This is a genomic window from Thermomonas fusca DSM 15424, from assembly GCF_000423885.1.
GTDB classification, from domain to species: domain Bacteria; phylum Pseudomonadota; class Gammaproteobacteria; order Xanthomonadales; family Xanthomonadaceae; genus Thermomonas; species Thermomonas fusca.
Genome location: NZ_AUIV01000021.1, coordinates 37,277 through 56,497 on the forward strand (window position 1 = coordinate 37,277; position 19,221 = coordinate 56,497).

Genomic DNA, 19,221 nt, shown 5'->3' on the forward strand with positions numbered 1-19,221 from the left:
GCCCGGATCAGACCGCATCCGACAGTGAGGTGAAGGTGAAGTCGCGCAGTCGCATCGGCGGGATCATCATCACGAAGCTGGATTCGTCGCCGGCCACGCGCACCGGCTTGCCCAGCTCGTCGATGTTGTTGAGCATGATCACCGGCGACTCGTTGAAGCGGAAGTTCTTCACCGGGTGCTTGATCTGGCCGTTCTCGATGTAGAACGTGCCATCGCGGGTCAGGCCGGTGAGCAGCACGGTCTGCGGATCCACCATGCGGATGTACCAGGTGCGGGTGACCAGGATGCCCTTCTGGGTGCCGGCGACCAGTTCCGCCGTGGACTTGGTGCCGCCGGACATCAGCAGGTTGCCCGGCGAACCGACCGCGCGCTTGCCCTGCTTCTGCGCCCAGTAGCGCGAATACTCCAGGTTGACCACCTTGCCGTTCTCGACGATGGCCATCTTCTCGCGCGGCAGGCCTTCGCCATCCCACGGCATCACTTCGGCGCCCGGGTGCCACGGGTCGGCGCTGATGTTCACGCGCGGGTCGTAGACCTGCTCGCCCAGCTTGTTGCCGCCGCCCTTCTTGGACATGAAGCTGCGGCCTTCGTCGGCCTGGCGCGCGTCGAAGAAATTCATCATGAAGCTGATCAGGCCTGCAGCCGCGGCCGGCTCCAGGATCACCGTGTACTTGCCGGGCTCCAGGGCCTTGGCCTCCGCCGATTCACTGGCCTTGCGCATGGCGATGCGGATGTCACTTTCGGCCTTGAACGCACTGGCGTCCTTGAGGTTGCGGCCGACCCAGCCGGAACCGCGTCCGTCTTCGGTGCGCACGGTGCAGGTGTAGTTGAAGCCGGTGGCCTTCTGGTAGCCGAAATTGCCCTTGCTGTTGGCAAAGGCGACGAAGCTCTGCCCGTCTTCCAGGAAGCCGGCCGCGATCAGCTTCTCCGCCTTGCAGGGAGCGATCGAGTCGGCAGCGACTTGGGCGCGGAATTCGGGGGTGATGGCAGCAGTGGATTCGCTGAAGGTGGCGCTGGGCGTGTAGGTCTGCTTTTCGACGGCCGGCATGAACTCGGGATTTTCCGGCGCCAGTCGGGCGAGGTCTTCGGCGCGGCGAACCACGCGCTCCAGTGCGCCGTCATCGAACTCGTTGATCGTCGCGACGCCGACGCGCTTGCCGAACGCCACCTGCACGGCCAGATCGGTGTTGCTGACGATACCGCTGGTGGAGACGTTGTTCAGGGCGAAGCGGATGTTGCCGTCGACGGAACCGGTCAGCGAGGCGGTGCATTCGTCGGCGGTGGACAGCGCGATGACCTTGTCCAGGATGGCCTTGGCTTGCGCTTCGGTAAGGATGCTCATGTGGGATGTTCTCCTGATGGAGCGGAGTTTGCTCCGCAGCTCTTCGTTGTTTGGCAGGGCCTACGATCCGGTGCAGCCGGGAAGGCCCGGCTGCATCGGTTTCATCCCAGGCTGCGGGCGGTATTGATGACGTTGATGCCGTTGAAGCGCGCGGTGGAGGATCCATGCGAGACCGCGGACACCTGGCCGGGCTGCCCCTTGCCGTCGAAGAAAGAGCCGCCCAGACGGTAGTCGCTCTCGTCGCAAACGGCGGCGCAGGCGTTCCAGAATTCCGGTGTGCGGATCTGGTAGGCCACGTCTTCGATCTGGCGGGAGATCTTGCCGTTCTTGATCTCATAGAACAGCTGGCCGCCGAACTGCGCGTTGTAGCGCTGCTGGTCGATCGAGAACGAGCCGTCGCCGATGATGTAGATGCCGTTCTCGACGTCCTTCACCATGTCCGCCACGGACAGCTTGGCCTTGCCGGCGGCCAGCGAGACGTTGGCCATGCGCTGGAACTGCACGCTGCTCCAGGAATCGGCGTAACAGCAGCCGTCGGATTCCGTCTTGCCGAGGATGTGCGCCTGGTCGCGGATGGTCTGGTAGTCCACCAGCTTGCCGGCCTGGATCAGGTCCCAACGCTTGGTCTTGACACCCTCGTCGTCGAAGCCCACCGCGCCCAGGCTGCCGGGCTGGATCTTGTCGGCGAAGATGTTGACCAGCTCGCTGCCGTACTGGAAGCGCTGCGTGCGCTTGTCCAGGGTGGCGAAGCTGGTGCCGGCGTAATTGGCCTCGTAGCCCAGCACGCGGTCCAGCTCCAGCGGATGGCCCACGGACTCGTGGATGGTCAGCCAGGTGTGCGATGGGTCCAGCACCAGGTCGTACTTGCCGGGTTTGACCGAAGGCGCGGTCAGCTTGGCGCGCGCCTGCCGTGCCGCGGCGATCGCGTCCTCCTTCATGTCGTAGGACAGACCGTAGTTCACCACGCCGTTGGGCGTGGTGAATTTCTGCCCTGCGTCGCCGTCCAGATATTCGTAACCCAGGCCCATCGGCGAGGACAGGCCTTCGCGGGTGCGGAACTTGCCGCTGGTCTTGTCGATGGCGGTGACCGTCATGGGCAGCCAGATGCGGTGGACGTCCTGGTCGATATAGGAACCGTCGGTGCTGGCGAAGTACTTCTGCTCGTTGACCAGGAACATCATCGAGTTGACGAAATCGGCGCCAGCGTTGATCGCGGCGGCATTGACGCCCAGCAGCAGATCGACCTTGTCCTTGACCGGCACCTCCATCGCGTTCTTCTTGATGGGCGTTTTCCACGACACCTCGCCAAACCCGGGCGCCTTGGCCAGCTGCACCGGGGCACTCTGGGTCTTGCTGTTGGCGCTGGCGATCGCGGCGGCCTGGCGTGCGGCCGCGGCCACGCCCTCGGCGGTCAGCGTGTTGGTGGCGGCGAAACCCCAGGCGCCGTTGACGATCACACGGATGCCGGCACCGGTGGACTCGGTGTTCACCACGTTCTGCACCTTGTCCTCGCGGGTGATCACGAACTGGCGCAGGTAGCGGCCGATGCGCACGTCGCAATAGCTGGCGCCCGCTTGCCTGGCTGCGGTCAAGGCGACGTCGGCCAGTCGTTTCTTCAGCGCCGGGTCCAGCGGGATCAGCAGCTGTTCCGCCGCAATCGCATTGCCGAACAACGAGGGCAGCAGCAGGCCACCAGCGGCTAGCCCTGACAGGGCGAGGAATTCACGTCGTTGCAAGGCAGCTCTCCTGGTGGAAACGGGATGGGCGGTGCGGCGAGGGGGAGGATGGATCCAAGCCGATTCTTGCGGGCCGGGCGCGGGCCGCGCAAATGACTTTTGGCACGGCCCCCGGTTCAACCCAGGCTGCGCGCCGTGTTGATGATGTTGATGCCGTCGAAGCGGGCAGTGGCGGCACCGTGCGACACCGCCGAGACCTGGCTGGGTTGGCCCTTGCCGTCGAAGAACGAACCGCCCAGGCGGAAGTCGCGCGCATCGCAGATCGCGCTGCAGGCGTTCCAGAATTCCGGCGTGCGGATTTGGTAGGCGGCGTCCTCCACCATCTCTTTGATCTCGCCGTTGCGGATGCGGTAGTACAGCTGGCCGCCGAACTGCGCGTTGTAGCGCTGCTGGTCGATGGAGTAGGAGCCGCGGCCGTGGATGTAGAGGCCGTCCTCCACGTCCTTGACCATCTGCGCCGGGGTCAGCGGCGCCTTGCCCGGCGCCAGCGACACGTTGGCCATGCGCTGGAACTGCACGCTCTTCCACGAATCGGCATAGCTGCAGCCGTGCGAAGCGTCCTCGCCGAGGATGTGCACCTCGTCGCGGGTGGCCTGGTAATTGACCAGCACGCCGTCCTTCACCAGATCCCATTTGCGCGTCTTCACGCCCTCGTCGTCGTAGCCCACCGCGCCCAGGCTGTAGGGCTCGGTCTTGTCGGCGGTGAAGTTGACGATGTCGCTGCCCCAGCGGAAGCCGGCCTCGCGCTTGTCCAGGGTGGCGAAGCTGGTGCCGGCGTAGTTGGCCTCGTAGCCCAGCACGCGGTCCAGCTCCAGCGGGTGGCCGACGTTCTCGTGGATGGTCAGGAACAGGTTGGACGGATCCAGCACCAGGTCGTACTTGCCGGGTTTGACAGACGGCGCCTTGAGCTTGGCCCGCGCCTGCTTCGCCGCGGCGATGGCGTCCTCCACCGGATCGTAGGAGTGGCCGTAGCCGACCACGCCGCCGGGCAGCTGGAACCTGCCGGCGGCATCGCCATCCAGGAACTCCCAGCCCATGCCCATCGGCGAGGACAGCCCGTTGCGGGTGCGGAACTTGCCGCTGGCCTTGTCGATGGCGGTGACGGTGAACGGCAGCCAGATGCGGTGCACGTCCTGGTCGATCCACGAACCGTCGCTGGACGCGAAGTACTTCTGTTCGTTGACCAGGAACAGCTGCGAATTGATGAAGTCGGCGCCGGCATTGCGCGCAGCGGCGTTCACCGCCAGCAGCAGCGCGGTCTTGTCCTTGACCGGCACCGCCATCGCGTTCTTGCGGATCGGCGTCTGCCAGCGCACTTCACCCACGCCGGCCTGCGGCGCCAGCTGCACCGGCTGCTCGCGCAACCGCGCATTGGCCCGCGCCACCGCCAGCGCCCGCGCCACCGTCTCGCGCACGCCGTCGGCAGTCTGCCGATGGGTGGCGGCAAAGCCCCACGCACCATCCACGATCACCCGGATGCCGACCCCGGACGATTCGCTGTTGCTCACGTTCAACACCCGGTCCTCGCGGGTCTGGATGGCCTGGTTGAGATAGCGCCCGATCCGCACGTCGCAATAACTGGCCCCGCCCGCCCGCGCCTGCGCCAGCACCGCATCCGCCAGCGCCTTGTTGCGCGCCGCATCGGCCGGCGCCAGCAGCTGCTCGGCGGCGATCAGCCGCGCGTGCGGCAGCATCAGCCCGGCCAGGCCGAAGCCGGACAGCGCCAGGAATTCGCGTCGTTGCATCTGTCTCTCCCCGCAGCGCTGATCGCGCTGCCAACGCTGGATTCTCGGCAGGCCAGGGCGGGGTGGGGAGTGTCTTTCGGCATGGGGCGGTGCCGCCGCCAGCGCCCCGCATCGGTCTGCCCGCGTTGCGTGGGCACGGCCCGGATCAAACGTCAGGCGGCTTCCTGACCATCGCGCGGCTTTCGGGCATCAACTGAATTGTCCAATATAGATTTTCATGAACTGATACGTCGAACCGGCAGGGACGACCTGCGGCGTCAATCGACAGCCGATGGCAGCCCTGTGGTTCACGCCAACGCCGCCATGCACGTGGGGATTCTTCTTGACGCTCTCCACGAACGCCTGCGATGCCGCGGCATTCCCCACATTGTTGGCAGGATTCGACCATGCATTCGGGCGGCGTATGGTCTGCCCCGGCCACTGCGCCGGACGAAAACCGGACGCGGAAATCGCGTTCAGGCAGTCCTCCCAGATGCTGCCCGAGGCCACCACGCCGGCCGGAATGACGTAGCTCCTCGTCGTATTTCCATATTCGTGAATGGCAATGTGGGTGCTTGGCATGGCCTGCTCCTGATGTGGGCGGAGGATGCGCCTGACGTTGCACGCAGCCACCCTGCATGCACTAACGGGGAGTATGTCGCGCCCACCCCTGATCACAATCTTCCTTTGGGCATATGGCGCTAGGTGCGCGGCACTCGCGATCAACGTCGAGTTTCCGATACCACGGATCGAGCGCGCGCCCGCCATCGCGCACCCCCGTAGCCAATCGCCCCCAGCAACACCAGCCCCAGCGGCAACGCCCCCGGTTCGCCTTCGGTGGTGACCATCATCACCAGCAGCGCCAGGCCAAGCGCGGCCACTACCAGCGATACCGTTTTCAGGGTCTTCGGCGTCATCTATGTCTCCTGTCTTGCAGGCGGGCAATGTGCCGGCGGACGGTGTGCTGACCATGAAGCGGGCGAGGGCGGGAGGCGTTGCCGGCCGCTCCCCGCGTAAGGCTCAGGCGTCGAGGCGCTGCGCCGGGTAGTCCTCTTCCGCCAGCGCGGCGATGGCGGCGTCGGCGCTGAAGGCGCCGCTGGCTTCCACTTCGCCCCTGGCCAGGTCCACGCGCACCTGCGCGGCGGGGTCCAGCGCCTGCAGGGCGCGGGTGACGGCGTTGACGCAATGCTGGCAGCTCATGTTTTCGACCTTGAACAGCATGGATGTCTCCCGGTGTGGTGGAAGCGGGCAGTGTCGGCCTTGCCACGGTGGCAAGGTCAAGCCTAGGCTGCGCGCTTGACCTTCCCATGTTGGGAAGGTGGAAGCTGGCCGCGGACATCATCGCAGCGAGGCCGTCATGACTACCGACTCCACAATCCAGCTGGGCATCACCGGGATGACCTGCGCCAGCTGCGCGGGCCGGGTGGAGAAGGCGCTGCGCAAGCTGGACGGGGTGGAAGAGGCGTCGGTGAACCTGGCCACCGAGGTGGCCTCGGTGAGCGCACCAGGCCTGCCGCTGGCGCAGCTGGTGCAGGCGGTGGAGCGCGCCGGCTACGGCGTGGCCGCCGATGAGACGCACCTGGCCATCGAGGGCATGACCTGCGCGTCCTGCGTGGGGCGGGTGGAAAAGGCATTGGGCAAGGTGCCGGGCGTGCTGTCCGCCAGCGTGAACCTGGCCACCGAAACCGCGCAGGTGCGGCATCTGGCCAGCACGCCGGTGTCGGCGCTGCAGGCAGCGGTGGTGAATGCCGGCTACCGGGTGCGCGAGGAGGCGACGCAGGGGGCGCCGGCTGCCGGCATGTCGAAGGAGTTGCGGCATGTGCTGCTGGCCGGGGCGCTATCGCTGCCGCTGGTATTGCCGATGCTGCTGATGCCGCTGGGGGTGCACTGGCAGTTGCCGGGCTGGGTGCAGTGGCTGCTGGCCACGCCGGTGCAGTTCTGGCTGGGCGCGCGCTTCTACCGCGCCGGGTTCGCCGCGCTGCGGGCGCGCAGCGGCAACATGGACCAGCTGGTGGCGCTGGGTACCAGCGCGGCCTACGGCCTAAGCCTGTTCCAGCTGCTGGCGGCCGGGTCGCAGCACCACGCGCCGGCGCTGTATTTCGAATCCTCGGCCGTGGTCATCACCCTGATCCTGCTGGGCAAGTGGCTGGAGGAGCGCGCCAAGCGCCAGGCCAGCGACGCCATCCGCGCCCTGCAGGCGCTGCGGCCGGCCACCGCGCGGGTGCTGCGCGATGGCGCGGAGGTGGAACTGGCGCTGGCCGAGGTGGCGGTGGACGACGTGGTGGTGATCCGCCCCGGCGAGCGCGTGCCGGTGGACGGCGTGGTGATGGAAGGTCGCAGCCACGGCGATGAATCCCTGCTCACCGGCGAGTCGCTGCCGGTGCCGAAGGCGCCCGGCGATGCCGTCACCGGCGGCGCGGTGAACGGCGAGGGCCGGCTGCTGGTGCGCACCACCGCGGTGGGTACCGAATCGGTGCTGGCGCGGATCGTGCGGCTGGTGGAGGACGCACAGGCGAAGAAGGCGCCGATCCAGCGCATCGTGGACCGGGTCAGCGCGGTATTCGTGCCGGTGGTCATCGCCATCGCGCTGGTCACCCTGCTGGGCTGGGGCATTGCCAAGGGCGACTGGGCGCAGGCGCTGCTCAATGCGGTGGCGGTGCTGGTGATCGCCTGCCCGTGCGCGCTGGGACTGGCGACGCCGGCCGCGGTGATGGCCGGCACGGGCGTGGCCGCACGCGCCGGCATTTTGGTGAAGGACGTGGAAGCGCTGGAAACCACCCGCCAGCTGCGCAGCGTGGCCTTCGACAAGACCGGCACGCTGACCATGGGCAAGCCCGCGCTGATGCAGCTGCACGCGCTGGACGGTGAGGAGGCGGCGCTGCTGGCGCTGGCCGCGGGCCTGCAGCAGGGCAGCGAACACCCGCTGGCGAAGGCGGTGCTCGCCGCCGCCAGCGAGCGCGGCATCGCGACGGCCGAGGTCACCGACATTGCGGCGGTCACCGGCCGCGGCGTCGAAGGCCGGGCGGGGCGGTCCCGCGTGGTGCTGGGGCATGCCCGCTGGATGGGCGAATTGGGCATCGACCTGTCGCCCGCACAGGCGCAGGCGGATGCGGCATCGAACGCCGGGCAGACGCAGTCGTGGCTGGCCCGGGAAACCGGCGGCGAATGGCGCCTGCTGGGCCTGCTGGCCTTCGGCGACGCGCTGCGCCCGCAGTCGGCGGAGGCCATCGACGCGCTGCACGCGATGGGCATCCGCCCGCTGATGCTGTCCGGCGACAACCGCGCCGCCGCCCGCGCGGTGGGTGCCCAGTTGGGGCTGGCCGACGACGAGGTGCGCGCGGAGCTGCTGCCGGCCGACAAGGTGGAGGCCATCCGACAGCTGGCGGAACAGGGCCCGGTGGGCATGGTGGGCGATGGCCTCAACGACGCACCGGCGCTGGCCGCGGCGACGGTAGGGTTCGCGATGGGCAGCGGCACCGACGTGGCGATGCATGCCGCCGGCATCACCCTGATGCGGCCGGACCCGCGGCTGGTGGCCGACGCCATCGACATCTCCCGCCGCAGCGTGCGCAAGATCCACCAGAACCTGTTCTGGGCCTTCATCTACAACGTCATCGGTATTCCGCTGGCGGCGCTGGGCCTGCTGGACCCGATGATCGCCGGCGCGGCGATGGCGCTGTCCAGCGTCAGCGTGGTGACCAATGCATTGCTGCTGCGGCGCTGGTCGCCGCGGGCGCGCGACTGATCCCCAAGGAGCACGACATGGCCTCCAAACCCGTTCGCCCCGAGCTGGCCGATGCGCTGGAGGCGGGCCTGCACAACATCGGCCAGGCTGCGGCGCAAACCGGCGTGTCGGCCAAGATGATCCGCCACTACGAAAGCATCGGGCTGATCGCGCCGGCGGCGCGCACCTTCGCCAACTATCGCCTGTACAACCAGGCCGACCTGCACCGGCTGCGCTTCATCAAGCGCGCGCGCTCGCTGGGGTTTGCGGTCAAGCAGATCGAGGCGCTGCTGGCGCTGTGGGACGATCCCCGCCGCGCCAGCGCCGAGGTCAAGCAGCTGGCGCGCACGCACGCCGCCGAGCTGGGCGAGAAGATCCGTGAACTGCAGGCCATGCAGCGCACCCTGGAAACGCTGGCGCGGCGCTGCCACGGCGACGACCGGCCGACCTGTCCGATCCTGGACGACCTGGCGTCCTGACCGGTTGCGTTGACGCGGCGACGCGGCCTGCCGTAGGCAAGCGGGAAGTCCGTCGCCGGGATGCGGCATTCACCGACCCGTGCGCGCGCCCTTCGGCGATTGGCCGGGCAACGCGGTTGCAAGAGGCTGCCCGCATCGCCCCGTGGAGCCACGCCATGCGCCTGCTGCTGCTGATCGGCCTGCTGTGTGTCCTGCTGCCGCACGCGCAGGCGGAGAGCCTGTACCGCTGCGTCGGCCGCGACGGCGCGGTGAGCTACCAGTCGCAACCCTGCGCGGCACGGCAGCGGCTGGACCGGGTGGTGGAATACCAGCCGGAGCCGGTGACGGTACGCTCCGGGCCTGCGCCCGCGGTATCGCGCCGGCAGCCGCGTCGCTACTCGAACGGCAGCGGCGGGAATCGCATCGTGCGCGCGAGCAGCGCCACCGCCAGCCAGCGTTGCCGCATCGGCAAAGCCAAGCGCGAAGCCTCGCTGCAGCGCCTCGGCCTGAAGCGCAGCTATGACCAGCTCAGCGCACTGGATACACAGGTGCGCGCGGTTTGCGGGGGTTACTGATCTGGCGTGGAATGCCTGCCGCCGTCAGCGGTTGTCCGCGAAGGTGGTGGCGGAATGCGGCACCGTGCGCCATTTCGACAGGTCATAGCCCAGTCCGCGCAGGCGCTGGCGCGCGCGTTCCAGCTCCGCGTCCGCCACGTCGGGCGAGCGGGCGAACACCCACGCATAGTCGCGGGCATCGCGGGCCACCACCATCAGGCTGTAGTCGTCGCGCAGCCAGGCCACCACGTACTGCGCCTTCATCGGCCCGAACACGCGCACGTCCCAGACCGCGTTGCCGGTGCCGGGGCGCACCCGTGCCGGCGCCTCGATGTGCTTGCGCGGACCGTCGGCGCCGCCATGGTTGAAAGTCAGGGTGGTACGGATGCTGCCGTCGCGGCGCAGCGTGTAGGTTTCCACCGCATTCCACGCATCGCGCTCAAAGCGGGTGGGGATCCCGCCCACCAGGTACCAGGTACCCATGAAGCGGGCGAGATTCACGTGGGGAACCGGGCGGATGGCGGGCAGGTTGGCCACCACGCTGCCGATGAACAGCAGCGCGGCCGATAACCACCACTGTCGTGCAGGCAGTCGCAGGCGCATGGTGGTACTCCGGTCAGGGACGCTCAAACAGGTAGTGCGACACCATCCACTCCTGGCCGTCGGCGTAGCCGAACAGCTCGGCGCAGGCCATCCAGAACATGCGCCAGCGCTGGAACCACAGGCCGGCGGCGTCGCCGTAGGCCTCGCGCAGGATCGCCATCACCAGGTCGCGGTGCGCGTCCTGCTGTTGCAGCCAGTGGTTGGCGGTCTTCTCGTAGTGGCTGCCCTCCAGCAGCCACTGCTGGCGGATCGCCAGCGCGCCCTGGAAATGCAGCAGGGTGTCGGCCGCCGGCATCAGGCCGCCGGTGAAGAAATGCCGGCCCATCCAGTTGTCCTCGCCCTGCGTTTCGAACGGATACAGCAGGGTGCGATGGACGAAGATGTGCACGAACAGCCGCCCGCCCGGGCGCAGCCAGCTGCCGATGCGGCCCAGCAGGCTGTCGTAGTTGCGCATGTGCTCGAACATCTCCACCGAGACGCAGCGGTCGAAGCCGGCGGCGGGCAGGGCGAGGGTGTTCACGTCGCGGGTCAGCACCTGCACGTTGGAAAGGCCCAACTCGCGGCAGCGCGCTTCGATGAAGCCGCGCTGGCCGTTGGAGTTGGACACCGCGGTGATGCGGGCGTTCGGGTAGCGCTGCGCCATCCACAGGGTCAGCGAGCCCCAGCCGCAGCCCAGCTCCAGGATGTCCTGGCCGTCGGCCAGCCCGGCGCGTTCGCAGTACAGCGCCAGCATCGCCTCCTCGGCCTGGGCCAGGGTTTCGTCGCCACGCGGGTAGTAGCAACTGGAGTACTTCAGGCGCGGGCCCAGGCAATGGGTGAAGAATGCCGGGGGCAGCTCGTAGTGCTGTGCGTTGGCAGCCTCGGTTTCGATGGCTAGCGGGCTGTGGCGCAGCAGCTCCAGCAGTGCCTGCCGGCGCGCAGACTGGCCTTCGACGCCGCTAGCGCGCTCCTCCTCAAGGCGCAGCGCGCACAGCCGGCGGATGCCGGCGCGGATGGCGGCGTCGGGCAGCAGGCCGCGCTCCGCCAGCCCCAGCAGGCCGGGTGCGGGGACGTCTCGTGACAATTGGTTGGCGTCCAGGGTGGCGGTGGTCATGCGCGCGCTCCTTGTTGCAAGGTCAGGATTTCGGGAACCACGGGAACAGCATCGGCGTGCTGCGCTGGTAGGCGCGGTAGTCGTCGCCGCGGCTGCGCAGCGCCTGCTGTTCGGTAAAGGGGATGCCGCTGATGTAGCGCAGGAACAGGTACATCACCACCGGCCCCAGCAAACCGAGCCACGCCATCGGCGCGCCGATCGCGGCCACCGCGTAGGCGCACCAGTGCAGCCATTCGAAGAAGTAGTTGGGATGGCGCGAATAGCGCCACAAGCCGCTGCGGCAGGTCTTGCCACGGTTGGCGGGATTGGCACGGAAGCGCGCCAGCTGCGCATCCGCCAGCGACTCACCGGCCACCGATACGGCCCAGATGGCGATGGCGACGGCCAGCTGCCAAGCCGCCAGGTTCCGATTCGAGGCGACCACCGCCAGTGGCAGCGAGAACAGCACCACCAGCAGCGCCTGGAACTGGAAGAAGCCGAAAAATTTCGCCTGGCTGCCCTGCCAGTGTTCGCGCAGGGCGCGGTAGCGGCCATCCTCGGCTTCGCTGCGCACGCGGGCCCACAGGTGAAGTGCCAGACGCAACGCCCAGGCGGTGGCCAGTACGCCGACCAGCAGGCGCGCGTTGGACGTACCGTTGCCGGTGAACGCCAACAGCAGTGCCGCACCGGCAAGCCCGGCGGACCACAGCACGTCGACGATGCCGGCGTTGTCGCGCCGGCGCTGCCACTGCCAGCCCAGCACCATCAGCACTGCGGCCAGCAGCCAGATCCACGACAGTTGCTGCGGCAGGTTCATGCCACGCCTCCCTGCAGGTTCGCCTGCAGGCCGCGCCGGGCCAGCCAGGCCAGCAGCGGCATCGCCATCGCCCAACCGGCCGCCAATGCCAGCAGACTGTGCCACTGCGGGCTGGCGAACTGCACCACGTCCCAGCCCTGGGCGGCGCCGAGGTAGGCCAGCGGGCCGCCGATCGCACCCAGCACCGCGGCCAGCCACAGGCGCCGGTGCAGATAGCCCAAGAGCGGCACGAGGGTCAGTGCGAACGCCCACCACAGCGCCAGGATCCAGGCCGGCGAACCGGCCCACGGCCACGCTGCTGCGTAGTCCAGCAACCCACTGCGGACCCACAGGTTTTCCAGCACCAGGCCGATCGCCAGCGCCGCCACCAGCAGCCGCGTCTCCAGCACCCGCTGCGGCGACACGGACAGCCGCCACAGCGCGAACAGCGCGGCGGCCGCCACACCCGGCCACCACAGCCCGTGCCCGGCGCCGATCACCGCCGCAAACCAGGTGGCCTGGTAGCCCGCCAATGTCAGCCAGAACGTCATGCGTCCCCCTCCAGCCGACTCGCCGCAGCGGCCGGTCGCCAGCCAGGCTTGGCCATCAACAAATGCGACACGCCGATGGAACGCTCGCGGAACCCGCCTTCGCAGTAGGCCAGGTAGAACTCCCACAGGCGGATGAAGCGATCATCGAAGCCCTGCGCCCGCACCGCAGCCAGCTGGCCCAGGAAGCGCTCGCGCCAGGCATGCAGGGTGCGCGCATAGGACAGGCCGAAATCCTCCAGCGCCACCAGTGCGAGGTCGCTGCTGCGGGTCTTCGACGCCAGCATCGCGCTGACCGAGGGAATGAAGCAGCCGGGGAACACGTGGCGCTTGATGAAGTCCACCGACTGCAGCGCCTGCTCGTAGCGGTGGTCCTCAATGGTGATCGCCTGCACCAGCGCCAGCCCGTCCGGCGTCAGCAGCCGGCCGATCTGCGCGAAGTAACTGTCCTGGAAGTCCGCGCCCACCGCCTCGATCATTTCGATCGACACCAGCTTCTCGTACTGGCCATCAAGATCGCGATAGTCGGACTGCAGCAGGGTGACGCGCTCGCCCAGTCCGGCCTGCTGGATCCGCGCCGCGGCAAGGTCGTGCTGTTCGCGCGAGATGGTGGTAGTGGTGACGCGGCAGCCGTAATGCTGCGCGGCGTGCACGGCGAAGCCACCCCAGCCGGTGCCGATTTCCAGCACATGGTCGGCCGGTCCCAACGCCAGCTTGCGGCAGATCAGGTCCAGCTTGCGGTTGGAGGCCGCTTCCAGCGTGTCGTCGTCACCCGCCCAGTACGCCGAGGAATACATCAGGTCCGCGGACAGGAACAGGCGGAAGAAGTCGTTGCCGAGGTCGTAGTGCGCGGCGATGTTGCGCCGGCTGCCGGCGCGGGTGTTGCGGCGCAGGGCGTGCAGTGCCTGCATCGCCAGCCCGCCCAGCCGGGCGCTGCCGGTTTCCATACCGTCCAGCAGGTCGCGGTTGCGCACCAGCAGCTGCACCAGCCCGACCAGATCACTGCAGCGCCACAGGCCGTCCATGTAGGCCTCACCGGCGCCCACGCTGCCGTTGCCGGCAAGCGCGCGATAGAAGCCCGGGTCCAGCACCTCGAGGGTCACGGCGGGGCCGTCGCCGGCGCGGCCGAATTCCACGCTGCCCAGCGCGTCGCGGACCTGCAGATGGCCGTGGCCGAACCCGGCCAGCCGCTGCAGCAGGCGCTGGCGCAGGAAGCGGTCGAAAGCGCCAAACGTGTTGGCAGGTGCGGTCTGGACGATGGCGTTCAAGAACGGCCTCCTGAGATTCGGGGATGGTCGTGGATAGGGGTGCGCTTGAGCCAAAGGCGCAGCGCGTGCCAGTAGATGGCGCCGACGATCTGCGTGGTCATCAGCGGATAGCGCCACAGCACGCGCGCCAGCGAGGCGGTATCGAGCGGGCGTCGCTGCAGCTGCAGGTGGGCGTCGAACTCGCGGCCTGTTTCGCCCAGCACCGCCATGTTCACGTGCAGCGCATCGGCCGGCACGGTGAAGCGCCAGTCGTAGCGGCGCTGCATGTCAAGGAACGGAGAGACGTGGAAGGTCTTGTCGAAGTCCCAGCGCAACATCCGCCCGCTGCCCCCGGCCGCGGCGACCGGCAGCACATAGGCATGCCGCTCCAGCCAGGGCGTGTTGGTGATCTCGGCGACGATGCTGTGCAGGGTTTCGCCGTCGTCCTCGAAGCAGTAATAGAAGCTGACCGGGTTGAACACCATGCCGGCATAGCGCAGGTGGGTCAGCAGGCGTACCGGGCCTGCCGGGCGCTCGCCGATGGCCGCTTCGATGCGGTCCTTCACGGCTTCCTTGAGCGGGCGCTCCGGCGGGCCCAGGAAATCGGCGCGGCGGAATTCGGCGAAGTTGCGCCGCCCGGCCGACCACAGCCAGCGGCCGCGGAATACGGTGTCGATCTCGTCCAGGTCGAGGTAGAGCTGTGCCATGCGGTAGCGGAACGCATGCGGCTGCGGCGCGCTGCGGCGATGCCGGACCACGCCTTCGTAGATGGCGCTGTGCAGCGGCGCGCTCATGCCGCGGCGTCCGGCGGCCACGCCACGCCCAGTGCGGTCGCCACATCCACCGCGCTGCGGATGCCGTCCTCGTGGAAGCCCCAGCCCCAGTACGCGCCGGCAAACCAGGTGTGGTTGTGGCCCTGGATGCTGTGCTTGCGCTGCTGCGCCGCCACCGATGCCGCGTTGTAAACCGGGTGGTGATAGCGCAGACGGCGCAGCACCTTGTCGGGGTTAATCGCCTCGCTGCGGTTCAAGGTGACCACGAAGGGTTCGGGCGAGTGCAGCCCCTGCAGCAGATTCATGCAGTAGCTGACGGTGCAGGGCGCCTCGGGGTTGCCGGGCATGAAGGCGTTCCACGCCGCCCACGCCTTGCGGTTGCGCGGCAGCAGGCTGGCATCGGTATGCAGCACCACATCGTTGCGCTGGTAGGCGATCGCGCCCAGCACATCGCGCTCGTTGGCGCTGGCGTCCGCCAGCAGCGCCAGCGCCTGGTCGCTGTGGCAGGCCAACACGATGTCGTCGAAGCGCTCGCTGCCCATCGCGCTCTCCACCACCACGCCGTAGTCATCGCGGCGCACCGAACGTACGGGACAACGCAGACGTTCCTGCACCTGCCAGCGCGCACGCAGCGCATCGACATAGGTGGAAGAGCCACCGCGCACCACCCGCCACTCCGGGCGGCCGCTGACCTGCAGCATCTGGTGGTTGGCCATGAACTGCACCAGGTAGCGCGCCGGGAACTGCAAGATCTGCTCGGGCGGGGACGACCACAGCGCCGAGGCCATCGGCACCAGATGGTCGTCCCGGAATGCCGCGCCGTAACCGTTGTCGTCCAGCCAGTCGCCGATGCCTGGGCCGGGACCTTCACCCTGTAACAGTGACGGCGCCTGCCGGTAGAAGCGGAACAGGTCGCGCACCATGCCCAGGAAGCGCGGCGACAGCAGGTTGCGGCGCTGGCAGAACAGGGTGTCCAGCGTGGTCGCGTTGTATTCCACGCCGGTGCGCCCGCCGTGCACTGAAAAACTCATCGTGGTGGGCTGCGTTGCAACGCCGAGCGTGTCGAACAGCCGGGTCAGCAGCGGGTAGTGCGCGGGGTTGTGGACGATGAAGCCGGTATCCACCCGATACGGACGCCCGGCCTGCTCGACGGCGTGGGTGTGGGTGTGCCCGCCGAGATAGTCGTTGGCCTCGAACAGCACCACCTCGTGCGCCTGCGACAGCAGCCAGGCACTGGCCAGGCCGGCGATGCCGGAACCGACAACGGCGATCCGCATCTCAGTGCTCCGCCTTCGCCAGCACCCACTCGGGCACAGGCTTGAGGTCGCGCACCAGCCCCAGCAGCGCCATTAGCCGCAAGCCGTACCAGGTCAGGTCGATCTCCCACCAGCGGAAACCCTGCCGCGCGCTGCTGGAATAGAAGTGGTGGTTGTTGTGCCAGCCCTCGCCGAAGGTCAGCAGCGCCAGCCACAGGTTGTTGCGGCTGTCGTCGCCGGTGGGGAAGCGGCGGCGGCCGAAGCGGTGCGACAGCGAATTGATGGTGACGGTGGCGTGGAACAGCACCACCGTGGACACGAAGAAGCCCCACACCAGCAACTGCGGCCCACTGGTGCCCAGCGTCGGCGCAAACCGCTCCAGCAGCGCGCCCAGCACGTACAGGCCCAGCGCCATCGCAGCAGGCACCGCCACGTCATAGCGGTCCAGCCAGCGCAGCTCGGGGAACCGGGCCAGGTCGGGCACCCGGCTGAGGTCGGTGGCGAACGCGCGCCGGGTCAGGAACCAGCCCATGTGGCTGCGCCAGAACCCGTGGCGTGGAGAGTGCACGTCTTCCGGCGCGTCTGCATGGCGGTGGTGGTGGCGATGATGTGCCGCCCACCACAGCGGTCCGCGCTGCACGCTGGCGGCGCCGATCAGGGCGAACACGAACTGCAGCGGGCGTGAAGTGCGAAAAGCGCGATGCGAGAAATAGCGGTGATAGAAGCCGGTGATGGCGAACATGCGCACCGCGTACAGCAGCACCGCCACCAGCACGGCGACCGGCGAGGTGCCCACCCACAGCACGCCCAGGCAACCCAGGTGCAGCAGCACGAACGGCACCACCCGAAGCCAGTCCACCCGGTCTGCCTCAGCGTCGTTGGCAGCGGCCGCGGCGGCGGCGCTGTCGAACCATTGCAGGAGACTGCGCCCGACGGCGCGCACAGGGGCGCTAGCGGGCGGAGGGGAAAGGGGGAGCGGCTCCTGGGGCATCGCGGGGCTTCCGTGTCGGTCAGCAGGCAATACGCAGTGAGAAGGGGATTGGATGCAGGACGACGCACCGCCCCGATGCATCCGATCCCCCGCCACCTGCGTAAAGGCCGCGTCCCTCCCCGCAGGCGGTGTTTGCCCTACCATGCGTCCCGACCCCAGCCCCGGAACCCTGTCGCCCTTCGAGGCGGCCAGAGCCATGTCCATCGTCGAAACAAGCCCCGGGGAACCGGGCTACTGGTCCGGGCAGATGCAGGCGGTCGCGCGCCGCCGCGACCAAGCCTGCTTCATGCGGATCTACGATCACTTTGCCCCGCGGGTGCGCCTGTACCTGCGTGGCCTGGGCGTTCGCGAAGCGGTGGCCGAAGAGCTGGCGCAGGAAGCCCTGCTGCGGCTGTGGCAGCGCGCCGACAGCTACGACGCGGGGCGCAGCACGCTGTCCACGTGGCTGTTCCGGATCGCCCGCAACCTGCACATCGACCGACTGCGCCGCGAGAACCAGTGGATCGCCGTGGATCTGGAACCGCTGGAGTTCGAAGCCGAAACCGACAACCCCGCGTTCTCCTCCGCGGAGAGCTTCGCCGCCCATGCCGACCTCAATGAGCGCATCGAGCGCCTGTCCGCCACCCAAGCCCGCCTGATCCGTATGTCCTATTTCGAAGCCAAGTCCCACCAGCAGATCGCCGACGAGTTGGGCATGCCGCTGGGCACGGTGAAATCCTCCATCCGACGTGCCTTCCTGCGCCTGCAGTCGGGCGTGCAGGAGGCCGTATGAGCCCGCGCCACCATCTCGACCCTGCCACCCTGGTCAGCCATGCGGCGGGCGCGCTGTCGCCGGAAATGGCGGCCGTGGCCGACACCCATCTGGAAGCTTGCGCCCAGTGCCGGCGCCAGCTGGCGGATGCCGAACACGTGGGCGGCGTGCTGTTGTCGCAGCAGCAGCCGGTGCTGCCGGAACAGCCGCGCGCCGAGCGCCTGCGCGAAGACATGCTGGCGCGGTTGGAGCAGCCGTTGCCCGCTGCCCCCTTGCGCGCAGACGATGCGCCTGCCTCCAGCCGTCGCAATGCGGACGCACTGCCGCGCCCGCTGCAGCCCTACTTCGGCAACAGCTGGAAAGCGTTGCGCTGGCGCTGGATGGCGCCGGGCGTGCACATGATCCGCGCTCTGCGCAGCAGCGGCGACACCCTGATCCTGCTCAAGATCGCGCCCGGCAAGAGCATGCCGGTGCACAGCCACGGCGGCAGCGAGCTGACCCAGATCCTGAAGGGCGCCTACGACGATGAGCTGGGCCATTTCGGCCCCGGCGACATGGCCGACCTGGACAGTGATATCGAGCACCAGCCGGTGACCTCGCCAGGCGTGCCCTGCATCTGCGTGGCCGCGCTGGACGGCCCGCTGCAGTTCCGCGGCTGGCTGGCGCGCAAGCTGCAGCCATTGGTGGGCCTGTAACGCAGCGCCGGTTCGCCGCCGGTAAAAGCAGAAGGCCCGCATCCTGCGATGCGGGCCTTTTCGTTACCGGTGGGAGGGCTCAATCTCCCTGGCGGCGCAGCGACAGGAATTCCTTGCGCAGCGAAGCGTCTTCGAGGAAGCGGCCGCGCATCACGCTGTTGATCATCTTCGAGCCGTCGTCCTTCACCCCACGCCAGTGCATGCAGTAGTGGTCGGCCTCCATCACCACCGCGATGCCGTCGGGCTTCAGCCGCTGCTCCAGCAGATTGGCGATCTGGCTCACCGCTTCCTCCTGGATCTGCGGGCGGCTCATCACCCAATCGATCAACCGCGCATATTTGGACAGGCCAATCAGATTGGAATCTGCATCCGGCAGCACGCCCACCCAGACCCGGCCCATGATCGGGCACAGATGGTGCGAGCAGGCACTGCGTACGCGCAGCGGGCCGACGATCATCAGTTCGTTGAGGCGTTCCGCGTTGGGGAATTCGGTGATGGCCGGCGCCTGCTGGTAACGCCCGGCAAACAGTTCGCGCACGAACATCTTGGCCAGCCGGCGGCCGGTGTCGCGGGTGTTGTGGTCGTTGTCGACATCGATCACCAGCGCACGCAGCATCTCCTGCGCCTTGGCGGCCACTTCGGCCTCGATCGCCTCCAGGTCGCCGTCTTCCAGGAAGTCGGCGATGTTGTCGTTGGCGTGGAAGCGGGTGCCGGCATTGCGCAAGCGATCACGGACGCGCTGCGATGCAGGGAGCATCGCAAGACGCTGGATAGGTGCAGGATCCCGCAGGGGCTGCGACATGGTGTGAGCCTCGAAAGGTAGGGGGAAGGACGGGCGGTGTCCGCGATGCGGTTGGGTGCGTCCGTGTTTACGTGCCATCCCTTGGGGTGGAGGCAGCGCGCCCCGCTTGCGGCTTACGCCGCGCGCCCGGCGGACTGGCCGGGCGGGGC

Annotated in this window: 20 protein-coding genes; 5 read left to right on the plus strand and 15 right to left on the minus strand. The window is 68.3% G+C overall.

Going from position 1 to position 19,221, the window contains the following annotated elements; all coding sequences use genetic code 11:
• Positions 1-7: 7 nt before the first annotated feature.
• From G582_RS0109650 to G582_RS0109675, 6 genes are all read right to left on the minus strand, one after another.
• The gene (locus G582_RS0109650) at positions 8-1,342 is read right to left on the minus strand and encodes a TldD/PmbA family protein (protein WP_028839664.1); all 1,335 of its coding nucleotides are present in this window, start codon (positions 1,340-1,342) and stop codon (positions 8-10) included.
• Between the two features lie 101 nt (positions 1,343-1,443).
• Complete coding sequence (locus G582_RS0109655; protein WP_028839665.1) at positions 1,444-3,078, minus strand: TldD/PmbA family protein; 1,635 nt, start codon at positions 3,076-3,078, stop codon at positions 1,444-1,446.
• A 116-nt stretch (positions 3,079-3,194) separates the two neighbouring features.
• Entirely contained in the window at positions 3,195-4,823 is a 1,629-nt protein-coding gene (locus tag G582_RS0109660) for a TldD/PmbA family protein (RefSeq protein WP_028839666.1), read from the minus strand.
• A 189-nt stretch (positions 4,824-5,012) separates the two neighbouring features.
• The gene (locus tag G582_RS17940) at positions 5,013-5,384 is read right to left on the minus strand and encodes a hypothetical protein (protein WP_156880403.1); all 372 of its coding nucleotides are present in this window, start codon (positions 5,382-5,384) and stop codon (positions 5,013-5,015) included.
• A gap of 140 nt (positions 5,385-5,524) precedes the next feature.
• Entirely contained in the window at positions 5,525-5,719 is a 195-nt protein-coding gene (locus G582_RS0109670) for a hypothetical protein (protein WP_028839667.1), read from the minus strand.
• A 103-nt stretch (positions 5,720-5,822) separates the two neighbouring features.
• Entirely contained in the window at positions 5,823-6,023 is a 201-nt protein-coding gene (locus G582_RS0109675; RefSeq protein ID WP_028839668.1) for a heavy-metal-associated domain-containing protein, read from the minus strand.
• Positions 6,024-6,159: 136 nt separating this feature from the next.
• On the opposite strand from G582_RS0109675, the gene G582_RS0109680 reads away from it, so the two are divergent.
• From G582_RS0109680 to G582_RS0109690, 3 genes are all read left to right on the plus strand, one after another.
• Positions 6,160-8,547: a heavy metal translocating P-type ATPase gene (locus tag G582_RS0109680; RefSeq protein WP_028839669.1), complete on the plus strand. Its 2,388-nt coding sequence runs from the start codon at positions 6,160-6,162 to the stop codon at positions 8,545-8,547.
• Positions 8,548-8,564: 17 nt separating this feature from the next.
• Positions 8,565-9,005, plus strand: a complete 441-nt coding sequence (gene cueR / locus G582_RS0109685) for a Cu(I)-responsive transcriptional regulator (protein ID WP_051247095.1) — start codon at positions 8,565-8,567, stop codon at positions 9,003-9,005.
• Positions 9,006-9,160: 155 nt separating this feature from the next.
• Complete coding sequence (locus tag G582_RS0109690; RefSeq protein ID WP_028839671.1) at positions 9,161-9,559, plus strand: DUF4124 domain-containing protein; 399 nt, start codon at positions 9,161-9,163, stop codon at positions 9,557-9,559.
• 24 nt (positions 9,560-9,583) lie between these two features.
• Here G582_RS0109690 and G582_RS0109695 read toward each other — a convergent pair whose 3' ends face one another.
• From G582_RS0109695 to G582_RS0109730, 8 genes are read right to left on the minus strand one after another with little or no spacing between them, the layout of a single operon-like run.
• Positions 9,584-10,141, minus strand: a complete 558-nt coding sequence (locus G582_RS0109695; protein ID WP_051247097.1) for a lipocalin family protein — start codon at positions 10,139-10,141, stop codon at positions 9,584-9,586.
• A 13-nt stretch (positions 10,142-10,154) separates the two neighbouring features.
• Positions 10,155-11,234, minus strand: a complete 1,080-nt coding sequence (locus G582_RS0109700; RefSeq protein WP_028839673.1) for an SAM-dependent methyltransferase — start codon at positions 11,232-11,234, stop codon at positions 10,155-10,157.
• A gap of 22 nt (positions 11,235-11,256) precedes the next feature.
• Positions 11,257-12,030, minus strand: coding sequence for a DUF1295 domain-containing protein (locus G582_RS0109705; RefSeq protein WP_028839674.1), 774 nt, complete (start codon positions 12,028-12,030; stop codon positions 11,257-11,259).
• Entirely contained in the window at positions 12,027-12,560 is a 534-nt protein-coding gene (locus tag G582_RS0109710; RefSeq protein WP_028839675.1) for a DUF2878 domain-containing protein, read from the minus strand. Before G582_RS0109710 ends, G582_RS0109705 begins: the two co-directional genes overlap by 4 nt.
• Complete coding sequence (locus tag G582_RS0109715) at positions 12,557-13,825, minus strand: SAM-dependent methyltransferase (RefSeq protein WP_038053637.1); 1,269 nt, start codon at positions 13,823-13,825, stop codon at positions 12,557-12,559. The genes G582_RS0109710 and G582_RS0109715 overlap by 4 nt, the downstream gene beginning before the upstream one ends.
• Positions 13,822-14,598, minus strand: a complete 777-nt coding sequence (locus tag G582_RS0109720) for a DUF1365 domain-containing protein (protein ID WP_028839677.1) — start codon at positions 14,596-14,598, stop codon at positions 13,822-13,824. Before G582_RS0109720 ends, G582_RS0109715 begins: the two co-directional genes overlap by 4 nt.
• Positions 14,595-15,854: an NAD(P)/FAD-dependent oxidoreductase gene (locus G582_RS0109725; RefSeq protein ID WP_028839678.1), complete on the minus strand. Its 1,260-nt coding sequence runs from the start codon at positions 15,852-15,854 to the stop codon at positions 14,595-14,597. The genes G582_RS0109720 and G582_RS0109725 overlap by 4 nt, the downstream gene beginning before the upstream one ends.
• A gap of 1 nt (position 15,855) precedes the next feature.
• Entirely contained in the window at positions 15,856-16,824 is a 969-nt protein-coding gene (locus tag G582_RS0109730; RefSeq protein WP_051247099.1) for an acyl-CoA desaturase, read from the minus strand.
• 142 nt (positions 16,825-16,966) lie between these two features.
• Here G582_RS0109730 and G582_RS0109735 point away from each other — a divergent pair, with 142 nt between their 5' ends.
• Together G582_RS0109735 and G582_RS0109740 are read left to right on the plus strand one after the other, a co-directional pair.
• Positions 16,967-17,596: a sigma-70 family RNA polymerase sigma factor gene (locus tag G582_RS0109735; RefSeq protein WP_028839680.1), complete on the plus strand. Its 630-nt coding sequence runs from the start codon at positions 16,967-16,969 to the stop codon at positions 17,594-17,596.
• Complete coding sequence (locus tag G582_RS0109740) at positions 17,593-18,270, plus strand: ChrR family anti-sigma-E factor (RefSeq protein ID WP_028839681.1); 678 nt, start codon at positions 17,593-17,595, stop codon at positions 18,268-18,270. The genes G582_RS0109735 and G582_RS0109740 overlap by 4 nt, the downstream gene beginning before the upstream one ends.
• Positions 18,271-18,349: 79 nt before the next feature.
• On the opposite strand, the gene folE is transcribed toward G582_RS0109740, so the two are convergent.
• Positions 18,350-19,027: a GTP cyclohydrolase I gene (gene folE, locus G582_RS0109745; protein ID WP_211219338.1), complete on the minus strand. Its 678-nt coding sequence runs from the start codon at positions 19,025-19,027 to the stop codon at positions 18,350-18,352.
• Positions 19,028-19,221 lie beyond the last annotated feature (194 nt).